The organism is Dactylosporangium sp. NPDC000555, from assembly GCF_040300025.1.
In the GTDB taxonomy this organism is placed as follows: Bacteria; Actinomycetota; Actinomycetes; order Mycobacteriales; family Micromonosporaceae; genus Dactylosporangium.
The window spans coordinates 32,819-48,545 of sequence record NZ_JBEPDB010000071.1 but is presented as its reverse complement, the minus strand read 5'-3'; the positions used below and the strand labels follow the sequence as shown (position 1 = coordinate 48,545).

Below are 15,727 nucleotides of genomic sequence, written 5' to 3'. Positions count from 1 at the left end.
GGCACCCCGCGGCCACGCCCGCGCTGGTGACGACCGGCGGCAGGTGGACAGCGTTGGCCAGCACACCCAGCGCCGCCGGCGGCGCGAGCGTCTGAAGACTGAGCACGGCTCGGACCGGTTGCAGGCCGAGCCGGCCGAGCGTACGTTCCATCTCTTCGAGCGGGTGCGCGACCTTACTGTCCACATGATTGCGCAGCTTGGCCGCTCGCACGTCCGGGTCCCGGACCCCGCTGATCGCCACGAGGTCCGGTGTGAGCGAGTTGAGGAACTCGCGATAGCGCATGAGCTGTGGCAGCAGCCTCCGTCGCGCCTCGATGATCCGCTCGACCGGCACCTCGGCCAGGTCTCGCGGAAGAACTGTCTGCAGAGCCAGCACCGCGAACACCTGGCTGTAGTCCGTCCGACCCTCCGGCGCCACCTCGGTGTCGTCGGCGAGCAGGATCTGTGCCATCGCCTCGATCGTCCAGCCCGAGGTGACGGCGGATACCAGTGGCTGATCGGTGACCAGCGTCATCCCGTTCTCGCGGGCGACAACGTCCGCCAAGATCGCCAGATAGACCCCGGCCAAGCGGGCGTGCATCGCCAGGTCGCGGACATGGAGCAACTGCCCGTCGGACGCGCGGCGCCACTGGTAGCTCCGGGACACCAGCAACCCGTCCTTCGCCAGCCGTTGCGCCAACCTGTAGGACATCTTGCCCGGATGGACCTTTTCCAGACGGGAATCGAGCGGCAGGAGCTCGTCGTACACGTCCCAGGTATAGAGGGATTCGACACCGAGCGCCTCGGCCCCGTACCGAGGTGTCAGCTCGTCCTTGTACCGGTCGAGGAAGTCGTAGAACAACGCATCGATCTGGTCCTCGGTGCCCGGCCACGGGGACGGGCGACCCACCCTCGCGAGGACGTCGTCGTCCACCCAGGACCGGCGGCTGCCCCGGCCGGGTCGCACCTCGATGACGAAGTCGAGCTCGTCCCGGAGCCGCTTGACCGTATCGGAGTCGCGCAGGCCGTAGTAGTGAAGCGGTCGGATCCGGCCGAGCCGGGGCCAGAGCAGGGCTGCGGCCTTCACCCAACTGTCACCGGGCAGATTGACATAGGGGAAGTAGAGGGCAACGTCACTCACAGGGACCACAATGCCTTCTCCGCGCTACAGCCGGGAGGTAGCCGATCGAAGCTCTGACGCCCGCGCTGTCCGCGAATCAGGGCTCGGTCGGCGCCGTATCGTCGTCCGACGAGGACGAACGGGGACGTGAGGGCTTGGCCTTCTTCGCCTTCTTCTTCACGGGAGGCGTGGCCCGGGCCTTCTTGGAGGAGGTCCGGCCTGACGGGGTATGCGTTGCGGCCCCGTCCGTCGAGGACTCCTCCGGTGCTGGTGCCGCCGGCGCCACAGCCGCGGCCATGGCCGGCAGCGGAGCCGGGGTCGGACTCGGAGTCGGAGGCGAGTCGTCGTCGATGGGCTCCGGCTCGCCGGCGGCCAGCAGGGCGCGACGGCGGCGGCGGGATCGGATCACCGCGGCCACGCCGATGACGATCATCAGCACGCCGAGCAGGCCGATGCCGATCACGATTCTCGTGATGTCGCGCAGGGACAGGCTGTCGCGGAACGAGCGGTGCGCCGCCGTCGGGGCCTGGGTCTGAACGGCCGGGGCCGCCGAGGGCGGGGCCGGGGGCTGATGCGGGGTGTACCGAAGGATCGAGCTCGTCTTCGGCTGGTCCGACGCGGTCAGGTAGTACGCGCCGTCGCGGGTGAAGGCGATCGCCTCTCCCTGAGGCTCGTTCGGCAGGGGCGTGATCCGCGGGGTACCGGTCGTGATCGCAGCGACGACATCACCGTCGGTCACGTCGAACTCGTACGCGTCGGACATCGTGCGCACGACCGCGCGCTTGCCGTCGGGGCTCATCGCGGCGCCGGTCACGACCGCGGTGCCGACGATGCCGTACGGATTGGGGGTACCCGTCGACTGAGGCTTGAACGATCCGGCGCGGGTCAGCGGCACCGGATTGACGTTATTGGCCGGCAGCGGCTGCGTCAGCGTGTACACCTCGCCGATCGGGTCCTTGGTGATGATGACCGGGCGGCCCTCGCCGTCGATGATCAGGGCCTCGGCGTCGCGGGCACGATCGTCCGGGTACGCCAGGCGGTGGATGACCGGGGTGCTCGCGCCTGGTGCCAGGCTCCACAGCGCGATCGACGAGCGCCGGGTGCCGGAGCCGCCGGTCAGGGTGGTGTTGTCCCCGACGTCGGCGACCCACAGCGTCCCGTCCTCGGCGACGGCCAGGTCCTCCGGGTCGAAGGCGCTACTGGGGTACCCCACGCTGCGGATCAGCCGGCACTGCTCGTCGAGGAAGAAGATCTTCTGCCGGGATCGATCGATGTTACTGTCGTTGATCACGGCGTAACCGTTCGCCGTCGCGACCAGGCCGGACACCTCGGTCACCTGCGGGTCGCTGATCGTGCACATCACGGTGCCGTTGACGGCGGGTCCGATGTTCGGGTTCGTGGCCGCCGAAGCACTCGGCGACGGACTGGGCGCCTTCGCCGCCGCCGGTGACCCGAACGCCACGACCCCCGCCGGCAACACCATCAACGCCGACACCACTGACGCTCCGAACGCGCCCCCGACCCGCTGCAGCATGCGCGACAGTCTCGCAGACGCGTCTGGGAATTCAGCCGGAGGTTGCCCCGGTGCCGACGCCGGGTGCCGCGCCCCCGCCGGACGGGCAGGCGACCAGCCCGTCATCGAGCGTGGTGATACCCCCTTCACCGGCGTCAATGACGTCGGTGCCACTGGATGCGTGGCGCGGATCGTTCGCGGCGGCCGCGGCGGCGAGGCCAGAAGACCGGCCGAGCAGGCCACCCGGCGTAGCCGGGTCCGTACCACGGGTCGTCGAACGCGTGGGCCCGGGCGGTGCGGGTGCCGGCTCCTGCCGTACGCCGGCCGGGGCGGGACGCAGCACGAACACCGCGCCGGCGATGGACAGTGCCAGCAGGACCGCGCCGATCGTGAAGGCGAGGCGGTAACCGTCGGTGAGTGCGACCGCCTCGGCTGCGCCGGCGTTCAGGCGGTCGCCGGTGCGCGCTGCGGCGACGGTGGACAGCACGGCGACGCCGATCGCCATGCCGAGTTGCTGGGTGGTGTTGAACAGGCCCGATGCGAGGCCGGCGTCGTCGGCGCGGGCGCCGGACATGCCCAGGCCGGTGATCGCGGGCAGGACCAGGCCGCCGCCGGCGAGGAGGAACATCACCGGGAGTATATCGGTGGTGTACCGGGCGTCGAGCGGTAGCCGGGTGACCCAGCCGAGCGCGCCGGTCAGCATGACGAGGCCGGCGATGAGCACGGCGCGTTCGCCGAAGCGATGGATGAGGCGAGCTGACACGCCGAGCGACACCGTGGCGATGGCGAGCGCGGCGGGCAGCATGGCCAGGCCGGTCCGCAAGGCGGTGTAGTGCTGGACTCGCTGCAGGTACAGGGCTATGAGGATCTGGAACGAGAACAGCGCGCCGACCATGAGGATCTGCAGGGCGTTGGCGCCGGAGACCTGGCGGGAGCGCAGCACCCGCAGCGGCATGAGGGGCGTCTTCGCCGTGGCCTGCCGCAGCACGAACCCGGCCAGCAGCGCGGCGGCGACACCACCGGTGAGCAGCCGGCTACCGCTGGTCTGCACGACCGCGTGGATGCCGATCATGAGACCCGCGGTGACCAGGAGCGCACCGAGCGCGTCCGCGCCGGCGCGCAGGCCCAGGCCGCGATCGGCGGGCAGGTATGGCACCGCGAGCGCCAGCGTGGCGAGGCCGATCGGCACATTGACCAGGAAGATCCAGTGCCAGCTCAGCATGTCGGTGAGCACGCCGCCGAGGACCTGGCCGAGGGAGGCGCCGGCCGCGCCCGTGAACGAGAACACGCCGATCGCGCGGGCCCGTTCGCGCTGGTCGGGAAAGAGCGTGACGAGGATGCCGAGGCTGACGGCGCTGAACATCGCGCTGCCCGCACCCTGCAGGAAGCGGGCCGCGATGAGCGTCGCGGGGCCGGTGGCCAGGCCGGCGAGCACGGATGCGACGACGAAGACGCCGGTGCCGGCGATCAGGACACGCTTGCGGCCCAGCAGGTCACCGAGCCGGCCGGCGAGCAGCAGCAGGCTGCCGAACGCGATCAGGTACGCATTGATCACCCACGTCAGTCCCTCCGGCGTGAAGCCGAGTTCACGCTGCATGGAGGGCATCGCGACGGTGACAATGCTCCCGTCGAGGACGACCATGAGCATGCCGGTGGCGAGGACGACGAGGGCGAACCATCGGTTCTGTCTCATGAGACCGACCGTAGCAGATCGTCTACTACGGAACTATATTTGCAGAGACGAGATGTTGTGACGTTTCCCGAGCCGACCGTGCCCGCCGCCGCCGGGCGGGCCGAGGTCTTCCTGCGCTACCTCGACTACTTCCGCGAGACCCTGCTGCACAAGGTCGCATCACTGCCGGCGGACGCGCTCGGCCGCAGCTCGCTGCCGTCCGGATGGACCCCGCTCGAGCTGCTCAAACACCTTCGGTACGTCGAGCTGCGCTGGCTGGAGTGGGGCTTCGCGGGCCGCGCCGTGCCCGAGCCGTGGGGCGATCGACGCGACGAGCGCTGGTACGTCGCACCGGGCGAGACCCTCGACACGCTCAGCGAGCAGCTGCGCCGGCAGGGCGAGACCACCCGCCCCATCATCACGGGTGGCGATCTCGACACGCTCGGTGCGCCCGGGCCGCGGTGGGACGGCGCCGACCCGCCGCCGCTGGAGCGGATCCTGTTCCATTTGCTGCAGGAGTACGCCAGGCACGCCGGCCACATCGACATCGTCGCCGAGCTGGCGGGCGGCACGCAGGGGGAGTGACCGGAGTCCGCCGGCCCGCTCAGGCCACGAGTGCGGGCTGCGGCGGGAAATACGATGCGTGCGGACCGGGCGGAACGGTTGAATCCGAGGCATGAGGCACGATCTTGTTCGCCCTCGCAAGGCCCGTCCGGGGGATCAGGTCGCCGTCATCTCGCCGTCCTTCGCCGCGGCGGGTACCTACCCCGAGGTTCATGAGCAGGCCATGCGGCGGCTTGCCGAGGTGACCGGCCTCGTTCCGGTCGAATACCCGACCACCCGTGACGTTGGTGCGACGCCGGCAGCGCGGGTGGCGGACATCAACGCCGCCTTCGCCGACCCCCGAGTCCGTGGAATGCTGTCCGTCGTGGGAGGCGAGGACCAGATCACGGTCATCCCGCACCTGGACGCCGACCTCGCCCGCACCGATCCGAAGCCGTTCCTCGGTACGAGCGACAACACCAACCTGCACCATTGGCTTTGGGGACTGGGCATCGCGAGTTTCTACGGCGGTTCCTCCCAGGTGCATCTCGGGCCCGGACCGGCCGTCGACGACATTCATGCGAAGCGGCCCCGTCACCGTTGATGGTGCAGCACGCCGAGTCTTCGCCGACTACCGGTAACCGGTTGCGTCGACGCCGCCCGACTGATAATTTCGCGCGGCGATCCGTGCATCAGGCGCGCGATCCCCGAGTGCTCGAGAGTGTGAAGCCTGTGACCCCCGCGGTCTCCAGCGGCCTCTGCCGCTGACGTCTGTCCTCGCTTCGCCTTCTCTTCCGAGCCCTCGAAAGGGTCAGTTCACCATGGATCTGCGCATTCAGCGCGCCGTTGTCGCCAACCTGTGCACCCGCCCGAACGCCGTCAAGTCCGGCCCGTTCGTGCTCGGGTTGGACCACGGGACCGACAGTCCGCACATCAACTACGCGACGCCGGTTCCCGGCGCCGAGATCACCGCGGCCGACGTCGCCGACCTGGTCGCGGCCTTCGCGGGTCGGCTGCCGCGGCTGGAGTACGTCACCAGTTGCGCCCCGGGGCTCGAGCAGCTGCTGCTCGACGCCGGGTTCGCCGTGGAGGCCCGCAACGAGTACCTCACCTGCACGCCGGCGACGCTCGTCGCGCAGTCCGTTCCGGTGGGCTTCGAGCTGTTCGTCCCGGAGACCGATGGTGAGATCGCCGGCGTGATCGGCGTCCAGAACGAGGCGTTCGGTTCGCCCGGCGACGCCGGCCCCGCGGACATCGACCGGCAGCGCCGCGTCAGCCGGCGCGGCGGGGTGTTCGTGGGCGCCCGCACCACCGGCGGCCGGTACGCCGGTGGTGGCGGCACGGTCGTGCCCAGCGACGGCATCTGCGAGGTCGGCGGCATCGCGGTCGGCGCGGCCCACCGTGGCCGGGGCCTGGCCGGGGCGATCACCGCCGAGATAGCCGGGCGGCTGTTCGACGGCGGCATCGAGGTGGCCTGGCTGGAGGCCGGCGGCGACGACTCGTGGCGGGTCTACGAGCGGGTCGGCTTCCGACCGGCCGGGCAGCGCCTCTACATCGCCAAATACTGAGCGATCGCCGTCCCCGCCGCCGTCCCGGCTTCGGCGGGCCCGCCACCGGTTACCGTAGAGCGTTACTGCCTGGCGCGGCGTACGCCCTGCGCCTCGACCGGGTTGGCCAGGTGCCCCTGCGCCAGCCTGGTCAGCGCGCGCACGAATACTCCCCGCTCGTCCTCCGGCAGCGCGTCGAGGACCGCGGCGTGTACCGAATTGGCGATCTCCTGACTGCGCGCGGCCGTCTCGGCACCCTTCGGGGTGACGGCGATGATCCGCGCCCGGCGATCGGTGCTCGACGGGCGTCGCTGTGCTAAGCCCGCCTTCTCCAGCGCGTCGACGGTCACCACCATCGTGGTCTTGTCCATGCCGCCGATCTCGGCCAGCTGGATCTGGGTGCGCTCCTCGCCGAGTGCGTGCGCGAGCACGCAGTGCATCCGCGGCGTCAGCCCGATCTCGGCCAGCGCCGCGGTCATCCGGGTGCGCAGCACGTGACTGGTGTGGTCCAGCAGGAACGACAGGTCCGGCGTGAGCGTTGCGGCCATTCACCCAGCATAGATACCCGCGGCCGGCGCCCCTTTCCGGTCGATGTCCGCCGGCCCGCTCAGGCACGGCCGAGAGACGAACGGTGACAGCAACCCGGGGTTCTGCTGAGAGCGCTCTCGGCCGTACCGTGCAGGTGTCGTGGCAGCTGCTGCGCGGGGTGGCGGGAAGAACGAGTGCCGGAATGAGCAGATCCAAGCCAACCATCGAGGACGTCGCGCGAGCGGCTGGGGTGTCCCGCGCGACGGTGTCCCGGGTGATCAACAACGTGCCCGGCGCGTCCGGGCAGTTGCGTGCGCGAGTGCATGAGGCGGTGGCCGAGCTGGGCTACATGCCCAATCAGACCGCGCGGGCCCTGGCGTCCGGCCGTCAGCGGGCCGTGGACGTCGTCGCCGTCACGTACAGCCCGGCGACGGGGTGGCTGGGTACGCACCCGTACTACAGCCGCGTCCTGGCGGGCATCATGTCGGTGCTGGAGGGCGCGGGCGTGCAGCTGCGGGTGCACGCGGTGGGCGAGGCGGGCGCGGCCGAGGCGATCGACGCGATCGCGGCGAACGTCACGGTGGGCGCGGTGCTGACCAACATCACTCCGGTGCTCGCCGCTCGGTTCCATCGGCGGTGCCGGCGGGCGATTTCGATGGTGGCCACGGCGGCGTCGGTGCCGGCGGTGGAGGTGGACAACGTCGGTGGCGCGTACGCGGCCGTCGAGCAGTTGTACCGGCTTGGTCGCCGCCGGATCGCCGCGATCCACGGGCCCGACGCCAGCACCTGCGCACTCGACCGCCGCACCGGCTACGCGCGTGCCGTGCGGCAGCTGGGCCTGGCGGACCTCGGCGTCGACGGCGGGGACTTCGTGCGTGAGAACGGGTACGTCGCGGCGGGCCGGCTGCTCGAGCGGCACCCCGACGTCGATGCGATGTTCGTGGCGTGCGACCTGATGGCCGCCGGCGCGGTCCAGGCGATCACCGCCGGCGGCCGGCGCGTACCGCAGGACGTCAGCGTCATGGGGTTCGACGACAGCCTGGCCGCGGTGTGCTCGAATCCGCCGTTGAGCACGGTACGCGTACCCGTGGAGGAGATGGCGGCCGCCGCGACGCGGCTGCTGCTGGACGGCGAGGTTCCGGCGGGCTACCGGCAGCAGTTTCCGGTCGAGCTGGTGCTGCGGGAGAGCACCGGCCAACCCGCTGTCCCATCCTTTCTCTGAAACCGCTCTCGCCCCTACCGTGCGGGCATGGCCGACCCGCTCCGCGCCGCCACCCGGTCCACCTACGTCGTGTTCGCCGCCTGCGGGTTCCTGCTCGCCGGCTGGGTCGCGCGGATCCCACAACTGCGTGACCACCTCCAGTTGCAGCCCACGCAGCTCGGCTGGGTGCTGCTCGGCGCCGCGGGCGGCTCGCTGGTGTCCCGACCGCTGTCCGGTCCGATCCTCGCCCGCTTCGGTCAGCGCAGGACGGTGAGCGCCGCCGGAGCCCTGGCCGGCGCCGGTCTCGTCGTGACCGGGCTCGGTGATGTGGCCGGGCTGGGGGTCCTCGTCGCCGGACTGCTGGCGATCGGCTTCACCGTGTCGGTGTGGGACGTCGCGATGAACGTCCAGGGCGCCGAGGTCGAACGCCGGCTCGGCCGCTCGATCATGCCGCGGTTCCACGCCGCGTTCGCGGCCGGCACCGTCGTCAGCGCGGCGCTGGCCGCGGCACTGATCGCGCTACACGTCCCGGTCGCCGCCCACCTGACGGGTGTCGCCCTGCTCGTACTGGTCGCCGTGCCGGTGGCCGCCCGCGACTATCTGCCCGAGTCGCACGAGCCGGGCAGGGAGCACGCCGGCCCGGCCGCCACGGGACGCCGGAGCGCGCTGCGGGCGTGGCGGGAACCCCGGACCGTCCTCATCGGGCTGTTCGTGCTCGCCTTCGCGTTCGGCGAGGGCGCCGCCGGCGACTGGATCGGCGTCGCGCTCATCGACGGTCACGGCGCCGCCGCCGCGATCGGCAGCCTCGGATACGCCGTCCACCTGGCCGCGACGACCGCGGTGCGCTGGTTCGGCGCCGGCCTGCTCGACCGCTACGGCCGGGTCGCCGTCCTGCGCGCCCTGGGGATCGTCACGATCGCCGGACTGCTGCTGTTCATCTTCGGCCCGAACCTGACCGCCGCCCTCACCGGCGCGCTGCTGTGGGGCGTCGGTACCGCCTTCGGGTACCCGGTCGGCATGAGCGCCGGCGCGGACGACCCCCGACACGCCGCCGCCCGCGTCACCGTCGTCTCCACCCTCGGCAAGCTGGCCTCTTTCGCCGGGCCGCCGCTGATCGGGATGATCGGCGAGCACGTCACCGTCCTGCGCGCGCTGCTCGTCGTCGCCGCGCTGCAGGGCGTCGCCGTACTGATCGCCGGCGTCACCCGGCCGCTGCGACCGGCGGAACCGGCGCATGCGCCGCGGGGAGCTGAGGTCAGTGTAGGGCCGGAGGCGGGTTCTCCACGATCGTGAGCCATGCGGTGGCCTCCGCAGGCAGGGTGCCGCACCGTCACGCCGCGGATCGCGGACCGCAGTGCGGCGGAGCGCGGCGAGTGCGACGCCGGCGGGGTGTGGAGGCACAAGTCAGGGCGGGGTTGCCTTCGCCGCATCGATTCGCACAGGGGGCCGCCACCGGCTATCGTAGAGCGTTCAGGCAACAAAAAGACGCCCTTAGGCGCCTGACTAATGCAAATGTTAGCCGACTGGAGACGGATTGTCAAACTCATCCGACACAGCCGACATCGTCGAGGAACAGGGGCACCTGGACACGCTCTACGAGCACCTCGACACCCTGCGTGAGGACACCTCGGGACAGCTGACGAAGGCGCTGCTGCAGACCGGGGGCACGCCGTCGGATCGTTCGCACCGGGACTCGGCGACCACGCTGTACACCGACCGGCTGGCGCAGTACAGGGCCGTGGAAAACGGGCTGTGCTTCGGCCGCCTCGACTTCACCGACGACGAGAAGCGCTACATCGGCCGGATCGGGATCTTCGACGAGGAGAACGACTACGAGCCGCTGCTGATCGACTGGCGGGCCCCGGCGAGCCGGCCCTTCTACCTGGCCACGGCCGCCGCGCCGGACGGGGTGCGCCGCCGCCGGCACATCCGCACCGACCTGCGCACCGTCACCGGCCTCGACGACGAGGTACTCGACCTCGACGAGGCGCACGGCACCGGCCGCGGCGCCCACGACGGGGTGACCGGCGAGGCTGCGCTCATGTCGGCGCTCAACGCGTCGCGCACCGGCCGGATGCGCGACATCGTCGAGACGATCCAGGTCGAGCAGGACCACGTCATCCGCGCCGACCTGGGCGGGGTGCTGGTCGTGCAGGGCGGGCCCGGCACCGGCAAGACCGCGGTGGCGCTGCACCGGGCCGCCTACCTGCTGTACAACCATCGGCAGATGCTGTCCTCACGGGTCGTGCTCATCGTGGGGCCCAACGCGACGTTCCTGCGGTACATCTCCCAGGTCCTGCCCTCGCTGGCGGAGACCGGCGTGCTGCTGGGCACGATGGGCAGCCTGTTCCCGGGCATCGTCGCGCGCCGCGAGGAGCCCGCCGAGGTCGCCGCGATCAAGGGCCGGGCGGAGATGGTCGACGTGCTCGCCGCCGCGGTCCGCGACCGGCAGCGCGTGCCAGACGAGCCGATCACGCTGCACCTCGGCCTGCTCGACGGCGGCGGGATCATCCTCGACCCGGAGGTGATCGAGGACGCCCGCGAGCGCGCCCGCCGCACCGGCAAGCTGCACAACCTGGCCCGCCCGACGTTCGACACCGAGATCATCCACGCGCTGTCGCTGCTCGTCGCCGACACCATCGGGCTGGACCCGTACGCCGACGACCCGCTCGGCGGCAACGATGCCCCCGGCGATCCGCAGCTGCTGGACGAGGCCGACCTGGCCGAGGTCCGCCGCGAGCTGCGCGGCGAGGCCGAGGTCCTGGGCGCGCTGGACTGGCTGTGGCCGATCCTCACCCCGCAGCAGCTGGTGGCCGGTCTGTTCGCCTCCGACAAGCGGCTGGCCGCCGCCGGCGCCGATCCACGGTTGCGGCGCTCCCCGAAGGGGGGCTGGACCCCGGCCGACGTGCCGCTGCTGGACGAGGCCGCCGAGCTGCTCGGCGAGGACGAGACCGTGCTGGAGATCCTGGCCGAGCGCCGTCGCAACAGCCTGATCGAGTACGCCGAGGGTGCGCTGGAGATCGCGTTCGGCTCCCGGTCCATCGACGTGGAGGACGAGGACGACCCGGAGCTGCTGTCCGTCACCGACCTGCTCGAGGCCGACCGCCTGGCCGAGCGGCAGGACGGCGGCGAGGCGCTCACCCCGGCCGAGCGCGCCGCCGCCGACCGCAAGTGGGCGTTCGGGCACGTCATCGTCGACGAGGCGCAGGAGCTGTCCGCGATGGCGTGGCGGCTGCTGATGCGCCGCTGCCCGAGCCGCTCGATGACCGTCGTCGGCGACGTCGCCCAGACCGGCGACCTGGCCGGCGCGTCGTCGTGGGCGCAGGCCCTCGCCCCGTATGTCGGGGACCGGTGGCGGCTGCGCGAGCTCACCGTCAACTACCGCACCCCGGCCGAGATCATGTCGGTGGCCGCCGGCGTGCTCGCCGGGATCGACCCGGATATCCAGCCGCCCCGGTCGGTCCGCGAGGCCGGCGTCGAGCCGTGGGTGCGCGGCGTCGCCCCGGCCCGCCTCGCCGACGCCCTGGCCGAGGCGGTCGAGCGGGAGGCGGCGGAGGCCGGCGAGGGCCGCCTGGGCGTCATCCTCCCCGCGGGGATTTTCGAGGATTTGGTACCGCATGTGCGCAAGGCGGCCGCCGACGCCGCGCTCGGCGAGCAGCCCGACCTCACCGCACGGGTCGTCGTGCTGACCGTCAAGCAGGCGAAGGGCCTGGAGTTCGACGGCGTGATCGTCGTGGACCCGGAGCGGATCGTGGAGGAGTCGCCGCGCGGCGCCAACGACCTGTACGTGGCGCTGACGCGGGCCACGCAACGGCTCGGCATCCTGCACCCTGGTTCGCTGCCGGACTCCCTGCACGCCGTGGTGGGAATGTAACCTTCGGGGGTGATGGCGCTCGCCGAGCGCCTCGCCCTCACCCAGCCCGGCACCTGGAAGCACCTGCGGGTGCTGCGGGAGGCCGGGCTGGTGCGTGTCCGGCCCGAGGCGCAGCGCCGCATCTATGAGCTGCGCCGCCACCTCGAGCGGGCGCCGGCGGAAGAAGAAGTCGGGAGCGTGATGGGTCGGACTCCAGCACGCTCACCGAACCGACGTGAGCGTAGCAACACCCTGGATGAGCCCTCCCGGCGCGGGGTCGCCCTGCGCCGGAAATCCCACCTCGGCCGGCGCCGCGACCAGGCCCGCCGCGACACACGACCCGCCGTGGGCCAGAGGTGTCGAAACCGAACATCGACTCATGCTTGACGATGCATGGCGGCCGCCGACCGTGTTGCTCGCGGTTGAGCTGGGCATGTTCGCCCTCCCCGGCGGCTTCCTGGCCCACGCTGCGAAGGACCTGTCCGCGGGAGCTGACGGAGGAGGCCGCCCTCCGGGGGAGGTGCTGCGTTTGGAGCAGCTCGGGGTGTACGGCACACCCGGGCGCGATCCTCGGGGCGAGTCGTCTCGGTCGCTTGCCTGACGATCGCCCCACCGCTGCCCGAGCCGACCGCAGACCAAGCTGGAGTACACGGCGCTCGCGGCGGCATTCTGCGGCCCGACGTTCACCATCGCAGAGCTACAACTGGTGTACATCGTTCCCGCCGGACCGATGCGGAAGCCGGTCAACGGGCGCCCGCCCGGCTGTTCCGCACCGTGTCCCGGCCGGGTGCGGCTGCACCCGCCGATCACGCGTCCCGTTGTTGCGGCGACGGAAGCGGCCGAGGCCATCAGCACCGATGCCGTCGTGATCCTCACCGCCCTCAACCTGGAGTACGACGCGGAACGCCAGCATCTGACCGACCCGCGCATGCACCCGCACCCGGCCGGGACACGGTTTCGAGGTCGGCCGGCTCCGCCCCGGCGGGCGCGCGGCCCTCGACGCGGCACTACCGGCTGCGGCCGAGCCAGGTGATCGCACACGCCTTCATCGAGGCGCCCGGCCGGTCCTACCGACGGGCGCGGGTCACCGGCGGCCCCTGGCGGTACTCCAGATACCGTCTGCTGTGTTTCTGCTGACCGACGACGGGGTGCGGCAGGTCGACATCGACCTCGACTTCGTCGGCGGAGAGGCCAGCCTCACGCAACGGCTGAACTATCGTTTCGACGCTGTCGCGGCCGTCCGTATCCACGGCCTCGCCCAGCCTCAGCAGACCTTCGAGCTGATTCTGGTCAACGGCGAACCGATCAGCGTCCGCGTGACCGAATCGAGCGCCGAGACGCTGCAGCCGGGCGAGGATCCGTGGACACTTTCCGCGGTCGCGGTCGACGCTTCCGGGCTGCCGCACACGCTGAATGTGCTGGAGGGCATCGCGGCGGAGGGCAAGGAGTGGATCAAGCACCAACATCGCCGGGCCGACGACAGGCTCGCCGAGCTGGATGCGACCGTCCGCGACCTGATCGGATGACGCTACCGAATATCGAATGACGCTTCGTCAGGGCGAGATTCATGCGGGAGACGGCTGGAGGATCAGCTCCGCGACGACGGCGCGGTGGTCGCTGTTCGCCGTGCGGCGGGTGTCGAACTCGCGCACCCCGATACGGCGGTCGGCCAGCACGTGGTCCAGCGTCACCGGCGGCGTCCAGAACGGCAGCGTCACGATGCGATACGGCCAGGTCGGCCGCAGGCCCCGGCCGCGGACCGCGGCCGCGTCGCGGTAGCCGGCGCGCAGTAATCGGCGCAGCGGCGCGTGGTCGAGCGTGGCGTTGAAGTCGCCGAGCAGCACCCGCGGCGGGCCGTCCGGGTCCGGCACGGGCTGGGCGGCGAGGTTGGCCGCCCAGACGTCGACCCGGCCCGGGCGCGGCGGGTAGGGGTGCGCGGACTCGACCACGACCGGGCCGGCGCCGGGCACGAGCACCGTGGCCCACGGCTGGGTCATCGGGACCAGCTCGAGGGTGCGCACCCCCGGCCCGTCGATCGGGTGCCGGCTGAACAGCCCGGCGCCCCCGCCGCCCGGGGCCGGGCTGACCACCCGGTGCGGCAGCAGCGCGTCGATCCCGGCCTCCTCCAGCGCCGCCAGGCCCTCGGCGGTGAGCTCCTGCAGCGCGAGGACGTCGACGTCGTCGACCTTCACCTGCTCGACCAGCGCCGCCGTGCCGCCGCGGCCGAAGAGCAGGTTGGCCGCCATCACCCGCAGCCGCACCCCCTCGCCGGCCGCCCGGCGAGGGACCAGCCGCGGCGCGACCAGCGCGGCGAGCACGAGGCCGCAGGCCAGGCAGACCAGCCCGGGGGTCGTGGCGCCGGCGGCGAGCAGGATCCCGCCGGCCGCGAGCCCACCGACGGCGGCATACGGCGTGTAGGACACGAGCTGCACCATCGGCGTCCCCCGCTCGACGCCGAGGGCCCGCACAGCCGTGAACGCCGCCGTCAGCCCGGCCACCACCCAGAAGACCACTGTCACGCGGACGACCGTACCCAAGGGGTGTGACAGTTTCGGGCCGCTGCTCCGGTCCGGTGCGGCCGGGAGCTCACCGTGACCCGGCAAGTTCCTTCTCGAGCGGTGCGCGGAAGCGCGGGGTGACCCGGGCATCGCCCAGCCAGCCCTCCAGCTCCTGCGCGGCGCGGTCCACGGCCCGGCGCGTCGCCGCGGGCACCTCCTCCACCAGTTCGACGGCCACCTGGCCGGTCGGGCGCTGCGCCCAGGCGCCGACGACGCGCCCGCCGGCCCACACCGTCGGGCCGGCGTTGCCGGTGCGGTCGAACAGGGCGGGCGCATGGCTCCCGAGGTACCACATCCGGCTCTGAAACCCCATGACCGTCGGGTCGAGACTCGGCAGCAGGGCCACCCACGGCCCGGGGTCGGGCACCGGGTCGGTGTCGCCGGGCAGCACGAAGCCGGTCTCGCCCCCGTCCAGGGTCACCTCGACCGCCTCCAGGGCGCGCAGCGCGGCCTTGGTGTGCGTCATCGTCCAGCCGGTCCACCACTTCAGGTCGGCGGCGGTGCCGGGGCCGTAGCGGGCCAGCCACGCCCGGGCCAGCTCGGTGCGCGCCCGCGCCGGGTCGAGCTCCGGCAGCGGCTCGGGCAGCCAGTCCGGCAAGCACGACCAGGCGTACTGACTGCTGATCCACGTGCCGACCGGCCGGCCGCGCACGATGCGCCCGTCGGCGGCGAGCAGGAACAGCAGCCGGCTGGTGACGTACTGGGTGGCCTGCGGGAACACCATGGGGGTGCGCAGCCGCGGCTCGTCGGCGGCCAGCTGGGCCGCGGTCGCGGTGCCCCGGCGGCGCAGCGCCGCGTACGTCGACTCCTCCACGTCGGCCAGCCATGCCGCGTCGCCGACGCCGGACTCGGCGAGGTGGCGCAGCAGCAGCCGGCGCTGCTCGGCGGCGATCGCGCGGGTGGCGCCGGCCTGCACGACGGCGGCGAAGCCGACCGGCACGACGAACATCGTGCGGCGCATCCCGAGCATCCGCAGCAGGCTGCGCCGCTCGTACAGGGCATCCTCGACGGTCGCGACGAGCGGCGCGTGCAGGCGGGCGGCGACCGAGAGGTGCACCGTGGCGGGGTCGGTGGCGTGCAGCGCGACCAGGTCGGCCGCGACGTCCTCGGGGCCCTTGCCGGGCGGTGTCGGGCCGGCCAGGCCGTGCCGCCAGGCCAGCCGCGCCCGGCGCTGGGCGTTGTCGATGTGGAGGGTCACGCGGTCGAGTATCGT

The 15,727-nt window shown here is 72.2% G+C and carries 13 protein-coding genes and 1 pseudogene; 8 read left to right on the top strand and 6 right to left on the bottom strand.

From position 1 onward, the window contains the following. From ABT297_RS32315 to ABT297_RS32305, 3 genes are all read right to left on the bottom strand, one after another. A partial coding sequence (locus tag ABT297_RS32315; RefSeq protein ID WP_350556198.1) for a DUF6236 family protein occupies nt 1-1,120 on the bottom strand: 1,120 nt, incomplete at its 3' end. Between the two features lie 76 nt (nt 1,121-1,196). Continuing rightward, complete coding sequence (locus ABT297_RS32310; RefSeq protein ID WP_350556197.1) at nt 1,197-2,633, bottom strand: WD40 repeat domain-containing protein; 1,437 nt, start codon at nt 2,631-2,633, stop codon at nt 1,197-1,199. Nucleotides 2,634-2,664: 31 nt separating this feature from the next. Then, nucleotides 2,665-4,305 carry an MFS transporter gene (locus ABT297_RS32305; RefSeq protein WP_350556196.1) on the bottom strand — a complete coding sequence of 547 codons (1,641 nt, stop codon included), beginning with the start codon at nt 4,303-4,305 and terminating at the stop codon, nt 2,665-2,667. Between the two features lie 57 nt (nt 4,306-4,362). Between ABT297_RS32305 and ABT297_RS32300 the strand changes: the two genes are divergently transcribed. The 3 genes and pseudogenes from ABT297_RS32300 to ABT297_RS32290 all read left to right on the top strand — a co-directional run bounded on the left by ABT297_RS32300 (nt 4,363) and on the right by ABT297_RS32290 (nt 6,395). Next, nucleotides 4,363-4,869, top strand: coding sequence for a mycothiol transferase (locus ABT297_RS32300; protein WP_350556195.1), 507 nt, complete (start codon nt 4,363-4,365; stop codon nt 4,867-4,869). A gap of 91 nt (nt 4,870-4,960) precedes the next feature. Further along, nucleotides 4,961-5,422 (top strand): annotated as a pseudogene (locus ABT297_RS32295) (LD-carboxypeptidase); the annotation flags it as partial. A gap of 226 nt (nt 5,423-5,648) precedes the next feature. Beyond that, a complete protein-coding gene (locus ABT297_RS32290; RefSeq protein ID WP_350556194.1) occupies nt 5,649-6,395 on the top strand; it encodes a GNAT family N-acetyltransferase in 747 nt (248 codons plus the stop codon). A 62-nt stretch (nt 6,396-6,457) separates the two neighbouring features. Here ABT297_RS32290 and ABT297_RS32285 read toward each other — a convergent pair whose 3' ends face one another. Further along, nucleotides 6,458-6,922: a MarR family winged helix-turn-helix transcriptional regulator gene (locus tag ABT297_RS32285; RefSeq protein WP_350556193.1), complete on the bottom strand. Its 465-nt coding sequence runs from the start codon at nt 6,920-6,922 to the stop codon at nt 6,458-6,460. A 182-nt stretch (nt 6,923-7,104) separates the two neighbouring features. Between ABT297_RS32285 and ABT297_RS32280 the strand changes: the two genes are divergently transcribed. The 5 genes from ABT297_RS32280 to ABT297_RS32255 all read left to right on the top strand — a co-directional run bounded on the left by ABT297_RS32280 (nt 7,105) and on the right by ABT297_RS32255 (nt 13,482). After that, nucleotides 7,105-8,124, top strand: a complete 1,020-nt coding sequence (locus ABT297_RS32280) for a LacI family DNA-binding transcriptional regulator (protein ID WP_350556192.1) — start codon at nt 7,105-7,107, stop codon at nt 8,122-8,124. A gap of 27 nt (nt 8,125-8,151) precedes the next feature. After that, on the top strand, nt 8,152-9,396 hold the full coding sequence (locus tag ABT297_RS32275) for an MFS transporter (protein ID WP_350556191.1): 1,245 nt from the start codon (nt 8,152-8,154) through the stop codon (nt 9,394-9,396). 241 nt (nt 9,397-9,637) lie between these two features. Beyond that, nucleotides 9,638-11,977 carry a HelD family protein gene (locus ABT297_RS32270; protein ID WP_350556190.1) on the top strand — a complete coding sequence of 780 codons (2,340 nt, stop codon included), beginning with the start codon at nt 9,638-9,640 and terminating at the stop codon, nt 11,975-11,977. Nucleotides 11,978-11,989: 12 nt separating this feature from the next. Then, nucleotides 11,990-12,343 carry a hypothetical protein gene (locus tag ABT297_RS32265; RefSeq protein WP_502885685.1) on the top strand — a complete coding sequence of 118 codons (354 nt, stop codon included), beginning with the start codon at nt 11,990-11,992 and terminating at the stop codon, nt 12,341-12,343. A 737-nt stretch (nt 12,344-13,080) separates the two neighbouring features. Continuing rightward, the gene (locus tag ABT297_RS32255) at nt 13,081-13,482 is read left to right on the top strand and encodes a hypothetical protein (protein WP_350556188.1); all 402 of its coding nucleotides are present in this window, start codon (nt 13,081-13,083) and stop codon (nt 13,480-13,482) included. A gap of 39 nt (nt 13,483-13,521) precedes the next feature. On the opposite strand, the gene ABT297_RS32250 is transcribed toward ABT297_RS32255, so the two are convergent. Then, nucleotides 13,522-14,475 (bottom strand): endonuclease/exonuclease/phosphatase family protein, encoded by a 954-nt coding sequence (locus tag ABT297_RS32250; RefSeq protein WP_350556187.1) that lies wholly within the window; start codon nt 14,473-14,475, stop codon nt 13,522-13,524. A gap of 67 nt (nt 14,476-14,542) precedes the next feature. Continuing rightward, nucleotides 14,543-15,712 carry a winged helix DNA-binding domain-containing protein gene (locus ABT297_RS32245; RefSeq protein WP_350556186.1) on the bottom strand — a complete coding sequence of 390 codons (1,170 nt, stop codon included), beginning with the start codon at nt 15,710-15,712 and terminating at the stop codon, nt 14,543-14,545. Nucleotides 15,713-15,727: the final 15 nt, after the last annotated feature.